Source organism: Pseudomonas sp. AL03, from assembly GCF_029960815.1.
Lineage (GTDB): Bacteria > Pseudomonadota > Gammaproteobacteria > Pseudomonadales > Pseudomonadaceae > Aquipseudomonas.
The window spans coordinates 1-16,624 of the sequence record NZ_JASBRE010000028.1; the positions used below are offsets into that span (position 1 = coordinate 1).

Annotated in this window: 11 protein-coding genes; 5 read left to right on the plus strand and 6 right to left on the minus strand. The window is 61.3% G+C overall.

The genetic code is table 11. From position 1 onward, the window contains the following. Positions 1-235: 235 nt before the first annotated feature. From QK293_RS22330 to QK293_RS22340, 3 genes are all read right to left on the minus strand, one after another. Complete coding sequence (locus QK293_RS22330) at positions 236-649, minus strand: VOC family protein (RefSeq protein WP_282381137.1); 414 nt, start codon at positions 647-649, stop codon at positions 236-238. 200 nt (positions 650-849) lie between these two features. Then, positions 850-1,452 carry a TetR/AcrR family transcriptional regulator gene (locus QK293_RS22335; protein WP_282381139.1) on the minus strand — a complete coding sequence of 201 codons (603 nt, stop codon included), beginning with the start codon at positions 1,450-1,452 and terminating at the stop codon, positions 850-852. Further along, on the minus strand, positions 1,439-2,290 hold the full coding sequence (locus QK293_RS22340) for a 3-hydroxybutyryl-CoA dehydrogenase (protein ID WP_282381141.1): 852 nt from the start codon (positions 2,288-2,290) through the stop codon (positions 1,439-1,441). The genes QK293_RS22335 and QK293_RS22340 overlap by 14 nt, the downstream gene beginning before the upstream one ends. 165 nt (positions 2,291-2,455) lie before the next feature. On the opposite strand from QK293_RS22340, the gene QK293_RS22345 reads away from it, so the two are divergent. After that, complete coding sequence (locus tag QK293_RS22345) at positions 2,456-3,475, plus strand: AraC family transcriptional regulator (protein WP_282381144.1); 1,020 nt, start codon at positions 2,456-2,458, stop codon at positions 3,473-3,475. Beyond that, positions 3,472-5,286, plus strand: a complete 1,815-nt coding sequence (locus tag QK293_RS22350) for an ABC transporter ATP-binding protein (protein ID WP_282381146.1) — start codon at positions 3,472-3,474, stop codon at positions 5,284-5,286. Before QK293_RS22345 ends, QK293_RS22350 begins: the two co-directional genes overlap by 4 nt. Positions 5,287-5,327: 41 nt before the next feature. Here the strand turns inward: QK293_RS22350 and QK293_RS22355 are convergent, their stop codons facing one another. The 3 genes from QK293_RS22355 to gspG all read right to left on the minus strand — a co-directional run bounded on the left by QK293_RS22355 (position 5,328) and on the right by gspG (position 7,630). Continuing rightward, complete coding sequence (locus QK293_RS22355) at positions 5,328-5,846, minus strand: hypothetical protein (RefSeq protein ID WP_282381148.1); 519 nt, start codon at positions 5,844-5,846, stop codon at positions 5,328-5,330. Positions 5,847-5,993: 147 nt separating this feature from the next. Beyond that, positions 5,994-7,181, minus strand: coding sequence for a type II secretion system F family protein (locus QK293_RS22360; protein ID WP_282381150.1), 1,188 nt, complete (start codon positions 7,179-7,181; stop codon positions 5,994-5,996). A gap of 14 nt (positions 7,182-7,195) precedes the next feature. Next, a complete protein-coding gene (gene gspG / locus QK293_RS22365; protein ID WP_282381152.1) occupies positions 7,196-7,630 on the minus strand; it encodes a type II secretion system major pseudopilin GspG in 435 nt (144 codons plus the stop codon). A gap of 195 nt (positions 7,631-7,825) precedes the next feature. Here gspG and QK293_RS22370 point away from each other — a divergent pair, with 195 nt between their 5' ends. From QK293_RS22370 to QK293_RS22380, 3 genes are all read left to right on the plus strand, one after another. Beyond that, the gene (locus tag QK293_RS22370; protein WP_282381154.1) at positions 7,826-8,434 is read left to right on the plus strand and encodes a lytic transglycosylase domain-containing protein; all 609 of its coding nucleotides are present in this window, start codon (positions 7,826-7,828) and stop codon (positions 8,432-8,434) included. A gap of 371 nt (positions 8,435-8,805) precedes the next feature. Continuing rightward, positions 8,806-14,625, plus strand: coding sequence for a manganese-oxidizing multicopper oxidase MnxG (gene mnxG / locus QK293_RS22375; protein ID WP_282381156.1), 5,820 nt, complete (start codon positions 8,806-8,808; stop codon positions 14,623-14,625). Between the two features lie 36 nt (positions 14,626-14,661). Then, positions 14,662-16,614 carry a cytochrome D1 domain-containing protein gene (locus QK293_RS22380; RefSeq protein ID WP_282381158.1) on the plus strand — a complete coding sequence of 651 codons (1,953 nt, stop codon included), beginning with the start codon at positions 14,662-14,664 and terminating at the stop codon, positions 16,612-16,614. Positions 16,615-16,624 lie beyond the last annotated feature (10 nt).

Below are 16,624 nucleotides of genomic sequence, written 5' to 3' on the forward strand. Positions count from 1 at the left end.
CCCTATCTGCGTATGCAGGTAGGGGTTTTGTTTTGTCCGCAGGAAAGTTCGTACAAAGTTCAACCTCCGCTGTCGACGTCTTCAGGGGGCGAGCGGAGATTACCGGTACTTGATCACAATCCCTTTGAGTTTCCGACCCTCGATGGTTTTTACGTGAAACGATTGAACCAAGGCACGTCATGGGCAGGCATAGTGGGGTTCCTCCGAACAATCCGCTGCCTTGAGAAAGTGAGTTTCACTGATCCTTTTCGCAGTTCACCATCCACGACACACCAAACCGATCAACCAGCATGCCGAAGCGAGCCGCCCAGAACGTGGCTTCCAGTGGCATGTCCACCTTGCCGCCGTCCGACAACGCAGAAAACACCCGCTCTGCCTCAGCAATGCTGTCGACGTTCAGCGAAACCGAACAACCGCTCATTTCGTCAGTTGGACGGTCAGGTGTTGTGTCGGAGCCCATGATCGCCTGATCGCCTACCAGCAGGCGGGTGTGGATGATCAGGTTGTGGTAGTCCGCCGGAAAGTGCTCGCGCGCGGGGCTATCGCCGAAGGTCATCATGACTTCGATCTGGCCTGGCAGGCTTTGGGCATAGAAGGTGAATGCGGCTTTGCAGTCGCCGTTGAAGATCAGGTAGGGATTGATTTTCATTTTTGGCTTCCGGTATCGAAGGTGGCGGAGGGAGGCTGGATTCACCTCCGGCTCCGCAGTGATTGGGCCCCCATTAGCTAAGCGTTATATGGCGCGATTGGCAGGAATCGTTTAGACGTTTTCTCTATTGAAGTGGCGTGGCTTATGGCTTCCGGCACTCACGGGTCAATCCCCAATTACGGGGATATCGTCCTGGTCCCTCAGGCCACTGCGCGTGGCACCGAGGGACGCAGCAAACGTTCGATGGCTCCACTCACCAGACTCTCCAACAGATCAACGCGCTCTTGCTCATCCAACGAATGTTGCGCCAGCCAGCCGGGTGCGCTGTTGAGTAAGTTGGCGATTGCATGTCCGGCGGCCAGCAGACCCTGTTCACTGAAGTGGGACCGGGCCCCGAGCATCAGCAACAGTTTGCGCTCATATTGCTCGCGCAATTGCCGAACCCGTTCCTGCTGCTCTTCATTCAGGCAGCCGCTGTCACGCTCTGCCAGACGAAAATGCCAGGGCATCTCCTGATGCAGGTTCAAATGCGCTCGGATAACGGCATGGAGTTTGTCACGTTTTGCCGGGGCCTTTTGCTCGATGCGCCCCAAGGTTGCCAGCAGTTCTTCGTAGAACTCCTCGATCAGGTCGAGCAGCAAGTGCTGTTTACTGGGGTAATGATGATACAACGAGCCGGGGGCGAGCCCCAGGCAGGTCGCGAGCTCACGCATGCCGACTTGGCCGAAACCCTTGCTGGCGAACAGCTCCAGCACCTTGTCCCGGTACTCGGCAAAGCGCGAGCAACGCTCAGGCATAGGCATGGAAGCCACGCCCCGTTTTGCGCCCCAGGTAGCCGGCGGCGACCATTTCCTTGAGCAGTGGAGCAGGGCGGTATTTGCTGTCGTTGAAGCCATCGTAGAAGGCTTCGAGGATCGCCAGCACGGTGTCCAGACCGATCAGGTCCGCCAACGCCAGCGGCCCGATCGGCTGATTGCAGCCCAGGCGCATGCCGGCATCGATGTCTTCGGCACTGGCCAGGCCTTCCTGAAACACCAGAATTGCTTCGTTGATCATGGGCACCAGAATCCGGTTGACCACGAAACCCGGACGGTTGCCAGCGGTGATCGCGGTTTTGCCGAGTGTTGCCGCCATGTCCAGCGCAAGTGCGTGGGTGGCGTCGCTGGTTTGCAAACCGCGAATCACCTCGATCAGGCCCATCACCGGCACCGGGTTAAAGAAGTGCAGACCGATGAAGCGCTCAGGCTGACTCACGCTGGCAGCGAGCTGGGTGATGGACAGTGACGAAGTGTTGGAGGCGATCACGCACTCGGTGCTGACCTGCGCGGCGATTTGCTGCAGCACGCGCAGTTTCAGGTCGAGGTTTTCGGTGGCGGCTTCGATCACCATTTGCACGTTCAGCAGGTTGCTGTAGTCGGTGCTGGTGTGGATTTTGTCGAGGGCGGCGAGCTTTTGCTCTTGCGTCAGCGTGTCCTTGACGATCTGCCTATCGAGGTTTTTGCCCACGGTCGTGATGGCTTTTTGCAGGGCGCTCTCGGAGATGTCGAGCAAGGTCACGTTGAAACCGGCCAAGGCGCAGACTTGCGCAATGCCGTTGCCCATTGTGCCTGCGCCGATTACGCCAATGTTTTGCAGATTCATGTTCCGTCCTTCCGATCAAACCCCGCGATACCTTGGCCGCCGTAGTGGCCGAAGGCGTACTATTGGCCGCGAGTCTAGAGCCGGCAGGGCGGTTGTCCTATGCCGAAACTGTTCAACGGCACTGGTGTTTTTTGCCATTCGGGTGATGGGGAGAGAAGCGTTCACATGCGGGAAAAGGACTCGGTTGCCGCCTACTTCGTGCAGGCAATGATCCATGGGCTGGGGGAAGATCCGCAGCGTCTGAGGGTTGCGCTTGAACAGGCGGGCATCGACCCGACGTTGATGGAGCAGCCCACTGCGCGTGTGCCGGCGAGCGCGTTCGCCGCGTTGTGGTTGATACAGATCCGCGAACTGAACGATGAATTCTTCGGGCTCGACTCCCATGGCATGCCACCGGGCAGTTTCGCCCTGATCTGCCGGGCATTGATTCAGGAACCTGACCTGCACAAAGCCATGCGCCAGTGCCTGGCCAATTTCGCGCTGTTCCTCCACGACTTTCGCGGCACGCTGACGGTGCGCGGCAAACGCGCGGTGATCAGCTTGCAGAACCACTCGCCAAACTGCGACGTCAGTCGTTTGGGCGAGGAGACGTTTCTGGTGTTGATGATCAGTCTGCTGTGCTGGCTGGGTGGGCGGCGCATCCCCATCGATCGCGCAGACTTTCGCCATGAGCGTGTGTCGCTCAGCGATGACCGTTTGCTCTGGGGACCGAACCTGACCTTTGGTGCAGAGCGCACTGAAATCGAATTCGCCAGCCACTACCTGCGTCTGCCGGTGGTCCAGGACCTGACGTCGCTGAAAGTGTTCTTGCGCACCGCGCCGCAATGGCTGGTGATCCGTTTTCGTAATCAGCACGGCCTGGCGTCGCAGGTCCATCAGCGCCTGCGTAGCAGCCATTACAGCCAGTGGCCGACCTTGCAGGCCTTCGCCCTGGAACAGCACCTGAGCCCCAGCACCTTCCGCCGAAAACTGGAGCGTGAAGGGTGTTCGTATCAGGAGATCAAAGACGAGGTGCGGCGCGGTGTTGCGTTCGAGCAACTGCGTCAGAGCAAGGCGAGTATCTGCGATATTGCCGAGCAGCTAGGCTTTCAGGAGCCGAGTGCGTTCCATCGGGCGTTCAAGAAGTGGACGGGGGAAAGTCCGGGACGGTATCGGGCCAGGTATCAGGGGGAGCTTGCGGAGTGAACCCTGTTCTTGATCGCTTCACCTCATTGCTCGACCAGGCGAGACGCGCCTTGCTGCTGGTCTGGGCAACGTCTCGCGGACTGTTTCTGGGATTGGTGCTGGCGACGCTGATCGCCGGGGTGCTTCCGGCACTGGCGGCCTGGTTGGGGCAGCGGATTGTCGATGCAGTGGTCAGCGCCATGCAGTTGCACGCGCAACAGGGCAGTGCGCCGTTGTGGCCGGTCGTGCGTTATGTGTTATTCGAAGCGGGCGTGCTCGCGTTGCTGTCCGGGACCCAGCGTGCGCTGTCAGTCCAGCAATCGCTGTTGCGGGTGCAGTTGGGGCAGAAGGTCAACACGATGATTCTGGAAAAGGCCCAGACCTTATCGCTGGTGCAGTTCGAGAATTCCGAGTTCTACGACAAGCTGGTTCGGGTGCGGCGCGAAGCCTCGACCCGACCGCTGGCGCTGGTGATGAAATCGTTGGGGCTGATCCAGAACCTGATCGTGCTGATCAGTTTCGGTGTGTTGCTGGTGCATTTTTCGCCGTGGGCGTTGGTGTTGCTGGTGGTCGGCGCGTTACCGGTTTTCTTCGCCGAAGCGCATTTTTCTGGTGATGCTTTCAGGCTGTTCACGCGTCGCGCGCCGGAGAGTCGACAACAGAACTACATCGAGACGCTGCTCTCCCACGAGGGCTACATCAAGGAAGTCAAACTGTTCGGCTTCGCGCCGTTGCTGTTGAAGCGTTACCGCGACACGTTCGCACGTCTCTATGCCGAAGACCGGCGCCTGACACTACGTCGAGATGGCTGGGGATTTGTTCTCGGTCTACTGGGCACCGGCGCGTTTTATCTGGCATATGCCTGGGTCGTGGTCGATACCGTCCACGGCAACATCAGCCTCGGGCAGATGACCATGTACCTGGTGTTGTTCAAGCAGGGGCAGACGGCGGTCAGCAGTAGTTTGAGTGCGATCAGCGGTCTCTACGAGGATGGCCTTTACCTCTCCAGTCTCTATGAATACCTGGCCGAGCCTGTTGTGGTGGATACCGGCCATCTCATCGTGGGCGCGATACCCGGCGATGGCCTGCGTTTCGAAAACGTCGGTTTCCGTTATCCGGGCGCCAGTCGCGCCGCGCTGGACGGCATCGATCTTCACCTGGTACCCGGACACAGTCTGGCGCTGGTGGGGGAGAACGGTTCGGGCAAGACCACGCTGATCAAATTACTGACTCGGCTGTACCGTCCTGATCAGGGCCGCATCCTGCTGGACGGCAGCGATCTGCAGGCGTGGGAAGAAGACGCGCTGCGTCGGCGCATCGGGGTGATTTTTCAGGACTACATCCGCTACCAATTCTCCGTCGGCGAGAACATTGGTGTGGGTGACACGCTGGCGTTCCATGATGAGCAGCGCTGGCAGGAAGCCGCCGCTGAGGGCATGGCCGCCCCCTTCATCGAGGGACTGGATCGAGGGTATGCCACGCAATTAGGGCGGTGGTTCGCCGGGGGGCAGGAGTTGTCCGGTGGGCAATGGCAGAAGATTGCGTTGTCGCGCGCCTACATGCGGCGCAACGCCGATATCCTGATTCTGGATGAACCGACCTCGGCACTCGACCCGGCGGCGGAAGCGGCGGTGTTCGAGCATTTCAGTGAGCACACCGAAGGCCGCATGACGTTACTGATTTCCCACCGGTTTTCCAGCGTGCGCAATGCGGATCACATCATCGTGCTGGATCAGGGCGCGATCCTTGAGCGGGGCGATCACGACAGTCTGGCGGCGGCGGGTGGGCGCTATGCACAGCTGTTTGATTTGCAGGCCCGCGGTTACCGATAGATCTCAAGACTCCCGAGAAACCCGAGTCACCGCCGGGGTTGTCAGTTCCTTTTGTCATCGCCCGGTTCACCGCCGACATGCACGCCGTGGTCGTCACCGACTTCACCCGAGCGATGCACACCGTGGTCATCGCCCACTTCACCGGCACGATGAACGCCGTGATCATCCCCAGGTTCAGCGTGAGTGCCACTGCGCCCGGAGGAGGATGAGGCTGAGTTGGCGGAATGCCCCGAGCCATGGTCGCTGCCACTGTGGCCGCTGCCGCTATTGCCGCTATTGCCGCCACTGCCGCTTCCACCATGACCACCACCATTGCCGCCACTGCCGCTTCCACCGTGACCACCACCATTGCCGCCACTGCCGCTTCCACCGTGACCGCCGCCATTGCCGCCGCCACCGCTTCCGCCGCTTCCGCCGCCTCCTCCACTACCGCCACCGCCACTGCCTCCGTCTTTGGCTTGAGCACTCGACACACCGGACAAGCTGTCCGGAATCAATACGGTGGATGCCGACAGAACTGCGCCAATAGCAACTGTGAGCAAAAGCTTTTTGACGTGCATATCGTTCTCCGTCTTCTTATTCAGATTGGAACGTTGATGAATGCAACTTGCTGCTTGATTCAGTGGGTAAACACCTCAACGTACTGAACTTATTCAGTCGTAATGTCGATGATCTCTAAAACGTCCATCTCGACCCTGTTCCACGGCTCAGTGAATACTCGAGGCCAGTTCGAAAATCGGGATGTACATCAGGATCACGATCAGCCCGATCAGCAGGCCGATGAAGGTCATGAGCAAGGGTTCGAACAACCGCACGAACCATTCGATCCAGCGGCTGATTTCTTCGTCGTAGAAGTCGGCGCTGCGCTCCATCATTTGCCCGAGGTTGCCGGACTGCTCACCGGCGCGCAGCAAGCGCAGGGACACGGGGGTCACCAGCTGATTGAGCTCCAGCGCGGCCGACAGCGACTGACCCTCGCGCACCCGTTCGCAGGCCTGGTCCAGGCGCACGCGGGAGGCGACGGTGAGCAGGCCGCGAACCATGCCCATGGCGGTGACGAGGGGTATGCCGCCTTGCAGCAGAATCCCCAGCGAGCGATAGAAACGCGCCAGTTCGTACATGAAGATGCGTTGATGGACGGCCGGGAGTTTTTCAATCACGCGGTCGACGCCCCGGCGAAAGGCTGGTTGGTGCTGGAGGAAGCCGAGGGCGATGATGATCGCCAGCAATGCGCCGAATAATTCGCCCTGATGGGCGTGGAGGAACATCCCGCTGCTCATCAGGATCTGCGACAGCCACGGCAGGTTCGAGCCCAGCCCTTCGAACACCAGGCTGAAGCGCGGGACCACGTAGCCCATCAGAAACAACACCACGCCACTTCCCACCACCAGCAACAGCAGGGGGTAGATTGAAGCGCTGACGATTTTTTGCCGGACCTCGTCCATGCGCTGGCGATAGCTGACATATCGGCCCAGGGCATCGCCCACGGCGCCGGTTTTCTCGCTGGACTGTACTAGCGCAACATAGAGAGGGGGGAAAACCGCCGACAACTGGCCGAGTGCCTGGGAGAACGATTTGCCTTCGTAAAGCAGGCGCACCAGTTCGCTCAAGGTTTTGCGGGCCTGGGGCGCGTTCTCTTTTTCCGCCAGGCTTTCCAGCGCATCGATCAGCGGCAGGCCCGCATTGAGCAACGTGGTCAGTTCCTGGCTGAACAGCACCAGGTTGAAGGTCTCGCGCTGTCGTAAGCGCAACGCACGCCAGTGACGCTCGGCGTACAGGCTCACCACCCGATAGCCCTGGTCTTCGACGATGCGCCGGGCTTCGCTGTGGCCGAGCGCCTCGACGGTCATCGAGACTACGCCGGCCTTGCCAACGGCTTTGAGATGAAATCGCATGGTCGTCACTCCCGTCATTGCCAGCTGGTGACTTCTGCGTTTTCGCCTTCGCCGCCGGGTTGGCCGTCCTTGCCCATGGACAGCAAGTCGTATTCGCCGTTTTCACCGGGGTAGCGATAGGCGTAGTTACGGCCCCACGGATCCTGCGGCAGTTTTTTCTGAAGGTAAGGGCCGGTCCAGCGGGTTTCATCGCTGGGCGCGGTGACCAGCGCCGGCAAACCCTGTTCGGTCGACGGGTAGTGACCGACCTCCAGGCGGTACAGATCCAATGCTTTGCCCAGGCCTTCTATTTGCGCCTTGGCCACCTTCACTTCGGAGCGGCCCAATTGGGCGAAATACTTCGGCGCCACGATGCCGGCCAACAGCCCCAGCACCACCAACACCACCAACAGTTCGAGCAGGGTGAACCCGCTTTGAGTACGCGGGGTGGAACGCAAACGCTGATTCATGATGACCTCACACAGTCGGCAGAAGGGTCGCCGTGAAGGGTTATGCAATTGCCATGCACATGCTCGGACATCCTTCTGCAACCCCTGAATTGCGGGCCTTCGCGCATCCGGCACAGTGCTTGCGTATGGCTGGTTTACTACCGGCCATTGGGGCATTAGCCCCATTTTTCGGGGTCGGGCAGGGGAGGCGAAATTATGAAAACACTCACCACAGGACTGTTCGGTCTGCTGGTGCTGACCGGCGTCGTACAGGCCGATGTGTTCGTTTTCGTGGACACCAAGGGCCGCTACGTTCTGTCCAATGTCCACCGTCCCGGCCGCACCTATGAACGGGTGATTCACGAGCCCGAATCCGCCAGGATCAGCATGGATCAACAACCGCAGATGATTGCCCGGCAGCCCTATGCCGAGCTGGTTTCGGCCGCGGCCGCGACCAATCAGTTACCGGCGGCGCTGTTGCATGCAGTGATTCAGGCCGAGTCCAGCTACAACGCTGGCGCAACGTCACCCAAGGGTGCTGGGGGGTTGATGCAGTTGATGCCCGACACTGCGCGGGAACTGGGGGTGAAAGACGTCTATGACCCCAAAGCCAACATCCAGGGCGGCGCCCGTTATCTGAAGCGCCTGATGACCCTGTTCGATAACGACATCAGCCTCGCCGTGGCGGCCTACAACGCCGGGCCGCAAGCGGTGCTCAGCCGTGGCGGGGTGATCCCGCCGTTCGCCGAAACCCAGCGTTACGTGCCCAGTGTCTTGCGCCAATACCGGCGGTTGCAGGGTCTGGCCGCGGATGCGCCGCTGTGATTGGGGGTTTCCCCCCAATAGTGGGGCAACGCATTTGTAGCAGCTGCCGAGCCTGCGAGGCTGCGTTCGGCGGCGAAGCCGTCGTAAACCTGAGCGCGAGGTATTGCTGAAACACCGCGTCGTCTGAATTCACGACTGCTTCGCAGCCGAACGCAGCCTCGCAGGCTCGGCAGCTGCTACGGGATGTGCTTTTTGGGGGAAGTTATCTCCAGGTCGAAGAAGTGGGGGGAATGGGTGGGGAATATCCCCCGAGTTATTAAGTCGTTTACGTAAGTGACTGAAAAACATATAAATTATTTATGGCATGCGGATTGCTCAAGGGATTTGTCGAGAACTATTCCCTGTGAGCACCCACAGCGAGGCCCGTGATCATGACCGGCATACCCAACACGACGTTCGTTTTTAACTTGCTGCTGTTGGTGGTGTCGATGCTTGGCATTGAGCTGGCTGAGGCGGCCGTGCGCTGCGAGCGCAATCTGGTGGCCAATGTCGTGGCGTTGGATCAGCCGCTGATGTTCAACCGCCTCGGCGCGCAGAACGCCAACGGCATGATGTTTGCCCTGCGCCGTGATGTGGTCGACGACCATGACATGTCCCTGGCCCAGGGCGGAACGGCGGTGCCGGGCAAGGTGTCGCTGCGGCCCGACAAGCGTCCGCGTCCTTTGGTGCTGCGCGTCGCCGCCGGTGACTGCCTGACCATCAACCTGCAGAACCTGCTCGCCTACCAGGCCAACCCCGGCAGCCATGAAAGCGGGGCGGTGGGCGATACTGAAGGTGAAGTAGAAATCGGTAACGCAGGCAACTTCAAGGTGGATGAACAGGTCGCTGACCGCCACGTCGGCTTCCAGGTCAATGGCCTGCAAGCGGTCAACAGCATCGACGATATTGCGTCCTATACCGGACGCAACGCCAATACCTTGATTCCTCCCAGTGCCACCCGTTCCTACACCTTGTTCGCCGAGCGCGAAGGGGCGTTTGCCGCCAGCAGCCGCGGCGCGACCTTCGGTGGTGAAGGGGATGCGGGCAACGTGGCCAACGGACTGTTCGGCCAGGTTGTAGTGGTGCCCAAGGGCGGCCGCACCTATCGCAACACCGTGACCGAAGAAGAAATGCGCCTGGCCAGCTCCGGTCGCACCCCGGCCGGTCAACCGATCGTTGATTACCAGGCGCGCTACCCGCAGCGCGAACCCTGGATCCGTGAAGGCAAGGCCGGCCTGCCGATCATCAGCATGGTCGACGGTAATGAAATCATTTCCAGCGAGAGCGACGCGGTTGTGATGGGCAGCAACGCCGATGGCAGCTTCCCGCCGTCTACCTATCCGCTGGAAGCCATCGGCAAACGCAATCCGGCGATCCCGAATCGTCTGGAACCGTTCCGCGATTTCGCCTCGCAGTTCCAGGATGAAACCGCCGCGACTCAGGCGTTCCCCGCTTACTGGGCAGACCCGGTGATGGCTCACGTGCTGGAGCCGACCCGCGACTCGTTCATGATCAACTATGGCTCCGGCGGCATGGGCGCCGAAGTGGTCGCCAACCGTTTGGGCGTCGGGCCGATGCACGATTGCCTGTCCTGCGCCTATGAAGAATTCTTCCTCAGTTCCCACACCGTCGGCGATGTGGCGATGCTGGTGGACGTGCCCGCCAACGCCGGCCTGGAAGGCATTCTCCCCGGTCAAGTACCGAGGGCCGATCAGGTCGGGGTCAAGGCGACCATGGCGCTGTATCCGTCCGAGCCGTCCAACGTCAACCACAGCTACATCGGTGACTTCATCAAATTTCGCAACACCCACAACGGCCACGAGCAGCACATCTTCCACCTGCACGGGCATCAGTGGTTGTTCAACCCCAACGATGACAACTCCGATTATGTGGACGCCCAAGGCATTGGTCCAGGCGCCGGCTACACCTACGAAATCGCCAACGGTGGTTCGGGCAACCGCAACCGGGTCGCGGGCGATGCGATCTATCACTGCCACTTCTATCCGCACTTTACCCAAGGCATGTGGAGCATGTGGCGGGTGCATGACGTCTTTGAAGAAGGCACCAAACTCGAGGTTTCCCAGCAGGGCGCCGACGGTTATCACAGCGAACCTTATGCATTGCGCAGCGGTAAACCGGCTGCAGGCGCCCGGGCCTTGCCCGATGGCGAGATCGTTGCCGGCACACCGATTCCAGCCGTAGTGCCGCTGCCCGGCAAAGCCATGGCACCGATGCCGGGCAACGTCGCGGTCGTGCCGAAAATCGGCGAAACCCTGGTGGCCGGTGGCGATGACGAAGATGACGACGACGGCGGACATCACAGCGGTAACGGCGGCGGCCAAGCCATCGGTTCGCTGGCCCTGGTGGATCGCAGTGAAGCCAACCGCAATGCCGACGGCAGCCTGAAAAACCCTGGCTATCCGTTCTGGATCGGCGGCATGGAAAGCTCGGTCGGCCAACGCCCACCGACCCCACCGCTGGACATGCTCGACGCTGCCAAGGCTCAGTCCCTGAAAACCAGCGGCAACGCCTTGTGGGCCAACCTTGACCCGGCTCAGTCCGGTGGCTGGGACGGCGGTCTGGGGCGCCATACGCTGGACGGCTTCTCCTCCGGTGGCCAGGCGCAAACCATTACCACGTCCCTGGATTTCTCCAAGAAAGTGACCCGGGCCAAGCCGATTTACATGCCGGAAGAGGGCACCGAAGTCGAACAGGCGGCCATGGCGTTCCACGCCAAAAAGGACCATCCGAGCTTCGCCGTGCTACCCGGCAATCAAGTCGTGGCACGCAACTTCCGCACCAACGGTGCCTTGCCGATAGCGGGCGCACCGTATTACGAACCGTGCATGGATGATCGGCAAAAACGCCTGACCAGCAGCGCCGGCACCGGCGAGTTTGCCAGTGGCGAACGGATCGACGGCATGTCCTTCACCGGTACGTCGACGTTCACCGCCGACCGTCCACGCGTCTACAAAGCCGCAAACATCCAGTTCGACGCGGTCTACAACAAGGTCGGTTACCACTTCCCGCAAGCGCGCATTCTCGCGCTGTGGGAAGACGCCTGGCCGGTGATTACCAAGCAGCGTCCGCCAGAGCCTTTGGTGATGCGCATGAACACCTTCGACTGCGTGCAGTACCAACAAACCAACCTGGTGCCGTCCACCTATGAAATGGACGACTATCAGGTGCGCACGCCAACCGACGTGATCGGTCAACACATTCACCTGCCGAAATGGGACCTGACGGCCGCCGATGGTTCGGCCAACGGCTGGAACTACGAAGACGGCGTCCTTTCCCCGGGGGCAGTGCAAGAACGCATCCGCGCGATTCGCGAGTTCAACCAGTGCGAAGGCACCGATCCGCGTGACGGCACGCCGGCCTGCCCGAAAGCCAAAGCTCACCCGTTCTTCGGCCAATACGGCCGGGCCGACTGGGTCGGGGCGCGTACAGCGATGCAGCGCTGGTTTGTCGATCCGGTGATCAACAGCAAAGGCGTCGACCGTGGTTTGGGGACCATTTTCACCCATGACCACCTCGGCCCATCGACTCACCAACAGATTGGTCTGTACGCCACCGTGCTGGCAGAACCGGCCGGTTCCACCTGGTTCCACGCCGAAACCGGCGAGCCGTTGTACAGCGGCGCGCGGCAGGACGGCGGGCCGACTTCGTGGCAAGCGGTGGTGTCCACCGGTGACCTGGACGGGGACGGCAAGAACGACAGCTTCCGTGAGTTCTTCCTCGAATACAGCGACTTCCAGCATGCCTATGAAGCGGGTGTGTACGTTGGCGCTGGCCCCAACGGCGTGCCTGATCCGCAAGCCTTCCCGGCCACCGCTGACAGCTTCCGTTACGCGATCAACCCGCCGGTGCGCAATAACGCCAGCACCTTGTTGGAAGGGATCGTTGAAGTGCAAGGCGGGCAAGTTCCTGGTTGCCCAAGCCGGCCATGCCCACAAGCGATTTCGGTCGATGACCCTGGCATGTTCGTGGTCAATTACCGCAACGAACCGCTGGCCCTGCGGGTGTACGACCCGAACAAGGTCGGCCCGGACGGCAAGCGCGGCATGCAGGCCGACGGCCTCGGCGGCGACCTGGCGTACGCCATGCAAAGCCGCACCGACCGTGCGATCCCGGCGATGAACCTGGCGCCGAACCTGGTGACCGCGGCCACCGGTCCAACCGGCGGTACCACGGTGTTCCCGCCACACATCAACCGTGGCGGCGCAGAACCGGGTGATCCGTTCACCCCGATGCTGCGCACCTACACCGGGGACAACGTGCGGCTGCGGGTGCATGCCGGTGGTTACGAAGAAGAGCACAACGTGACCCTGCACGGCGTGAAGTGGCTGCAAAGCGGTTCCGGTTACGGCAACAGCTCCAACTCGGGCTGGCGTTCGTCGCAGATGGTCGGGATCTCCGAGCAGATGGGCTTCAATGCGCCGGTCTCGATGATCTCCAGCTCAGCCGCGACCACCGGGGATTACCTGTACTCGATGGACGCCTCCCTGGAAGGTTACTGGAGCGGGATTTGGGGCGTGATGCGCAACTACACGGCCCAGCGCAGCGACCTGTTTGCGCTGCCGAACAACGCGAAACCGGCCGGCATGCGCAACACCGTGGCGTTCGATGGTATCTGCCCACGGTACGGCGCCAACCCTAACGGCATCGGCACCCGGCCGACGCCAAAACGCAACTATGAAGTGGTCGCGGCGCTGGCCAACGACATCCTTGGCAATCCGCTGAACCTGTCCATCGGTGATCCGGCGGGGATGGGTCAGCATGTCGGCGGGCCATTGAATCCGGCGGGCGGCACCCTGGTGTTCAACTCGCGGACTGTGAGCATTGCGCAGGTTACCGTGACCGATCCTGAAAACGGTGAGACCTTCACCATCGGCGGGCAAAGCGGGCCACTGCATGACCCGACAGCGATCCTTTATGTGCGCAAGGGCGACCTCGATCCGATCACCGGCAAGCTCCACCCCGGTGTGCCAGTCGAACCGCTGGTGCTGCGCGCGACGGCCGGTGACTGCATCAACATCACCCTGGAAAACCGTCTGCCTATCGTCATGCCGGACCTGACTCAGACGGCGGTGATGCAAGGCATGGTCAAACGTGATCGCAACAGCGGCCTGGGTGCGACCACCTTCAGCAACAACCTGATGCGGCCGTCCAGCCACGTTGGCCTGCACGCGCAACTGCTGGCGTACGACATCACCAAATCCGACGGCACCAACGTTGGCGCCAACCCGATCCAGACCGTGCCGCCGCGTGTTGGCAGTGTCGGCGCGTACCCGACGCGTACCTATCAATACTACGCCGGGCACCTGGAGCGTGAAGGCAAGCCGATCACGCAACTGGGCCGCAGTGTCGACAACATCAACGCCACGGCGGTGGAGTTCGGAGGGTTGAATTTCACCCCGGCGGACGTCATCAAACAGCCGCAAAAAGGCCTGGGCGGGGCGATGAGCATCCTACCGATTGGCGCCACCTGGGTTGACGATGCACGCAAAGTGACAGCGACCGTCACCGCACCAGGGCAGACCACCTACCGCGATTTTGCGATGGTCTGGCAGAAAGCCTTGAACATTCGCTGGGCCAATGGCCGGCCGGTGGAAGGCATTGCGGCGGAAGGCCTGGGTGTGCCGACCGATCCACAGGACAACTCCAGCATGGCCATCAACTACAAGGCCGAGCCACTGTGGTACCGCTTCGGGCTGGCGCCGGACGCGCCGTTCGGTCATGCAGGCGGCTCAGGTTACGGCGACGTGCCTAATGCGCACATGGCTTACAGCAATGCGCTGGTGGGGGGCGATCCGCAGACGCCGGTGCTGTATGTGAAACCGGGGCAACCGTTCCGCACCCACATCATGATGCCCACCGGTGGCAGTCGCGGCACGACCTTCCAGCTTGACGGTCACGTCTGGTCGGTCAACCCGTTCCAGTCGGAAAAGAGCGATGCCGGTGGCTATCCGATGAGTACGCCAGGGGTGGGTTCGGTGCGGTTCGGTTTCAACCCGATGTCAATGTACATCGGCGCCCACGAAAGCATCCTGCCGGCGGCGCACTTCAGTTTCATGCACCCGAGCGCCGGGGGCAGCAACGCGATACCGGGCGATTACCTGTTTCGTGATTACGGCGCTTACGGCAACACCGCCGGGCTTTGGGGATTGCTGCGGGTGACCAACGAACCTGAACCGGCTCCGGCACCTTGAGCCATAGCAGACACAGATCTGAAGGGGAGAAGCATTATGAACAGGACCATCATAGTGGCCGTTTGGGCGCTGGTTGTAGGATTGGCGCTGATCTGGCTGGGGGTATGGCGCGCGTTGCAGCCGATTATGCTCAGCGACGTGACACTGCCGAGAACCTGGAGCAAAAACACGCTTGAGCGCGACGGGGTGTCGGTGGCGCTCGAGGTGCGGCCGTTGGCGGAGGACAGCGTGCTGCGCGAGGGGGGATTCGCCGACGTACGTTTCCGGGTCACTGACAGCGCTTCGGGCCAACCCTTGTCGGGCGTGAACCCTGGGGCCTGGCTCGATCCGGAAACCGTTGCCGCCGACCAGGCTCAGGGCCGGGAGCACAGCTGCAAATCCCGGGTCGGGGTGTTTCTGAAATCAAGCATTGGCGCGCGGCCGTTGCTCGACCTGAACAGCTACTTCCTGCTGGTGATGAACCGCGATGCCAGCGTCTCGGTGGTCGACCCGTCGGTGTCGGTGGGCGGGATCACCAGCACGATGGCGCGGATTGATATCAAGCAGCCGCCAATGGACTGGGTGACGCCCCGTGACAACAAGCGGGTGTTCGTTTCGATGCCAACGGCCGCTGAGATTGCGGTGATCGACAGCGAGCAATTCAAGTTGATCGACTCGGTTGCCGCTGGCAGCAACCCGGTGCGGCTGGCATTGCAACCGGACGAGCGTCTGCTGTGGGTCGGCAACAACGCGAAGTCGACCGAGGAGTCCGGGGTGACGGTGATCGACACGCGCAGCCTCAAGACTCTCAAACACCTGGCCACCGGTGCCGGGCATCACGAAATCGCCTTCAGCAAGGACAGCCGTTTTGCCTTCGTCACCAACCGCGATGATGGGACGCTGAGCCTCATCGACATCGCCAGCCTGACCATCAGCCAGCAACTGCAAACCGGCTCGCACCCGTTGTCAGTGGCGCACTCGCCGCTGTCCCAGGCGGTGTATGTCGCCGATGGCAAGGACGGCACGGTGACCGTGGTCGACACCGCAAGCCTCGCGGTACGGCGGGTGATCAAAATGAAACAGGGCCTGGGCCCGATGGGCTTCAGTGCTGACGGTCGTTTCGGCATCGTGCTCAACACCCTGGAGAACCAGGCCTCGGTGATCGACGCGGCCACCGATTCGTTGATCCATGAACTGAACGTGTCCACCGAACCCTATCAAGTGGTGTTCACCAAGGCCTATGCCTACATTCGCGGACTGGCCTCGGCCAAGGTCACGATGATCAACCTGTCATCCCTCGGCGAGGGCCGCACGCCCATCAGCCAGAGTTTTGAAGCCGGGCCTCAGGCGCCACGGTTGGCGGGTGATTTGCCGTTGGCATCGAGCCTGGCCGTGTCGCGGGACGACAACGCGGTATTTGTGGTCAACCCGGTGGACAACACCACCTACTTCTACGCCGAAGGCATGAACGCGCCGATGTCCGGCTACCCCAATCGCGGGCAAGTGGCGCGGGCGGCGATGGTCATCGACCGCAGTCTGCGCGAAGTCGAGCCGGGGCTGTACAGCGCCCGGATCAAACTGCCCACCGCCGGACGTTTCGACGTGGCCTTCCTGCTGAACCAGCCGAACATCATCCATTGCTTCACGGCATTGGTTGAGCCGGATAAAAACCTCAGCCAGCACCCGGGTGTGCCAAAGGTGGAGTTCATGCTCGACAAGTCCACGGCCGCCCTTGGTAGTCCTTACGTGGTGCGCTTTCGCATCGTTCAGGGCAAACAGAAGGTCCAGCGCAGCGGGGTCAAGGACGTTCAGGTGCGCTACTTCCGGGCCCCGACGTCCCGGGCCCGGCAAGTTGCCGCGCTGGAAGTGGGCGACGGCGTTTATGAAGCCCCGGTGACCCTCGACCAGAACGGCGCCTGGTACCTGCACGTGCGCGCGGCGTCGCTGGGCGCGAGTTTCGACGACAAGACTTTTGCCAGCGTTCGGGTCCTGCCCGGCGATGCCCACTAAAAGGAGTTCG

Excerpts from the sequence above, each read along its gene's own strand:
- QK293_RS22330 (WP_282381137.1), bottom strand. The coding sequence starts at position 649 with ATGAAAATCAATCCCTACCTGATCTTCAACGGCGACTGCAAAGCCGCA.
- QK293_RS22335 (WP_282381139.1), bottom strand. The coding sequence starts at position 1,452 with ATGCCTATGCCTGAGCGTTGCTCGCGCTTTGCCGAGTACCGGGACAAG.
- QK293_RS22340 (WP_282381141.1), bottom strand. The coding sequence starts at position 2,290 with ATGAATCTGCAAAACATTGGCGTAATCGGCGCAGGCACAATGGGCAAC.
- QK293_RS22345 (WP_282381144.1), top strand. The coding sequence starts at position 2,456 with ATGCGGGAAAAGGACTCGGTTGCCGCCTACTTCGTGCAGGCAATGATC.
- QK293_RS22355 (WP_282381148.1), bottom strand. The coding sequence starts at position 5,846 with ATGCACGTCAAAAAGCTTTTGCTCACAGTTGCTATTGGCGCAGTTCTG.
- QK293_RS22360 (WP_282381150.1), bottom strand. The coding sequence starts at position 7,181 with ATGCGATTTCATCTCAAAGCCGTTGGCAAGGCCGGCGTAGTCTCGATG.
- gspG (WP_282381152.1), bottom strand. The coding sequence starts at position 7,630 with ATGAATCAGCGTTTGCGTTCCACCCCGCGTACTCAAAGCGGGTTCACC.
- QK293_RS22370 (WP_282381154.1), top strand. The coding sequence starts at position 7,826 with ATGAAAACACTCACCACAGGACTGTTCGGTCTGCTGGTGCTGACCGGC.
- mnxG (WP_282381156.1), top strand. The coding sequence starts at position 8,806 with ATGACCGGCATACCCAACACGACGTTCGTTTTTAACTTGCTGCTGTTG.
- QK293_RS22380 (WP_282381158.1), top strand. The coding sequence starts at position 14,662 with ATGAACAGGACCATCATAGTGGCCGTTTGGGCGCTGGTTGTAGGATTG.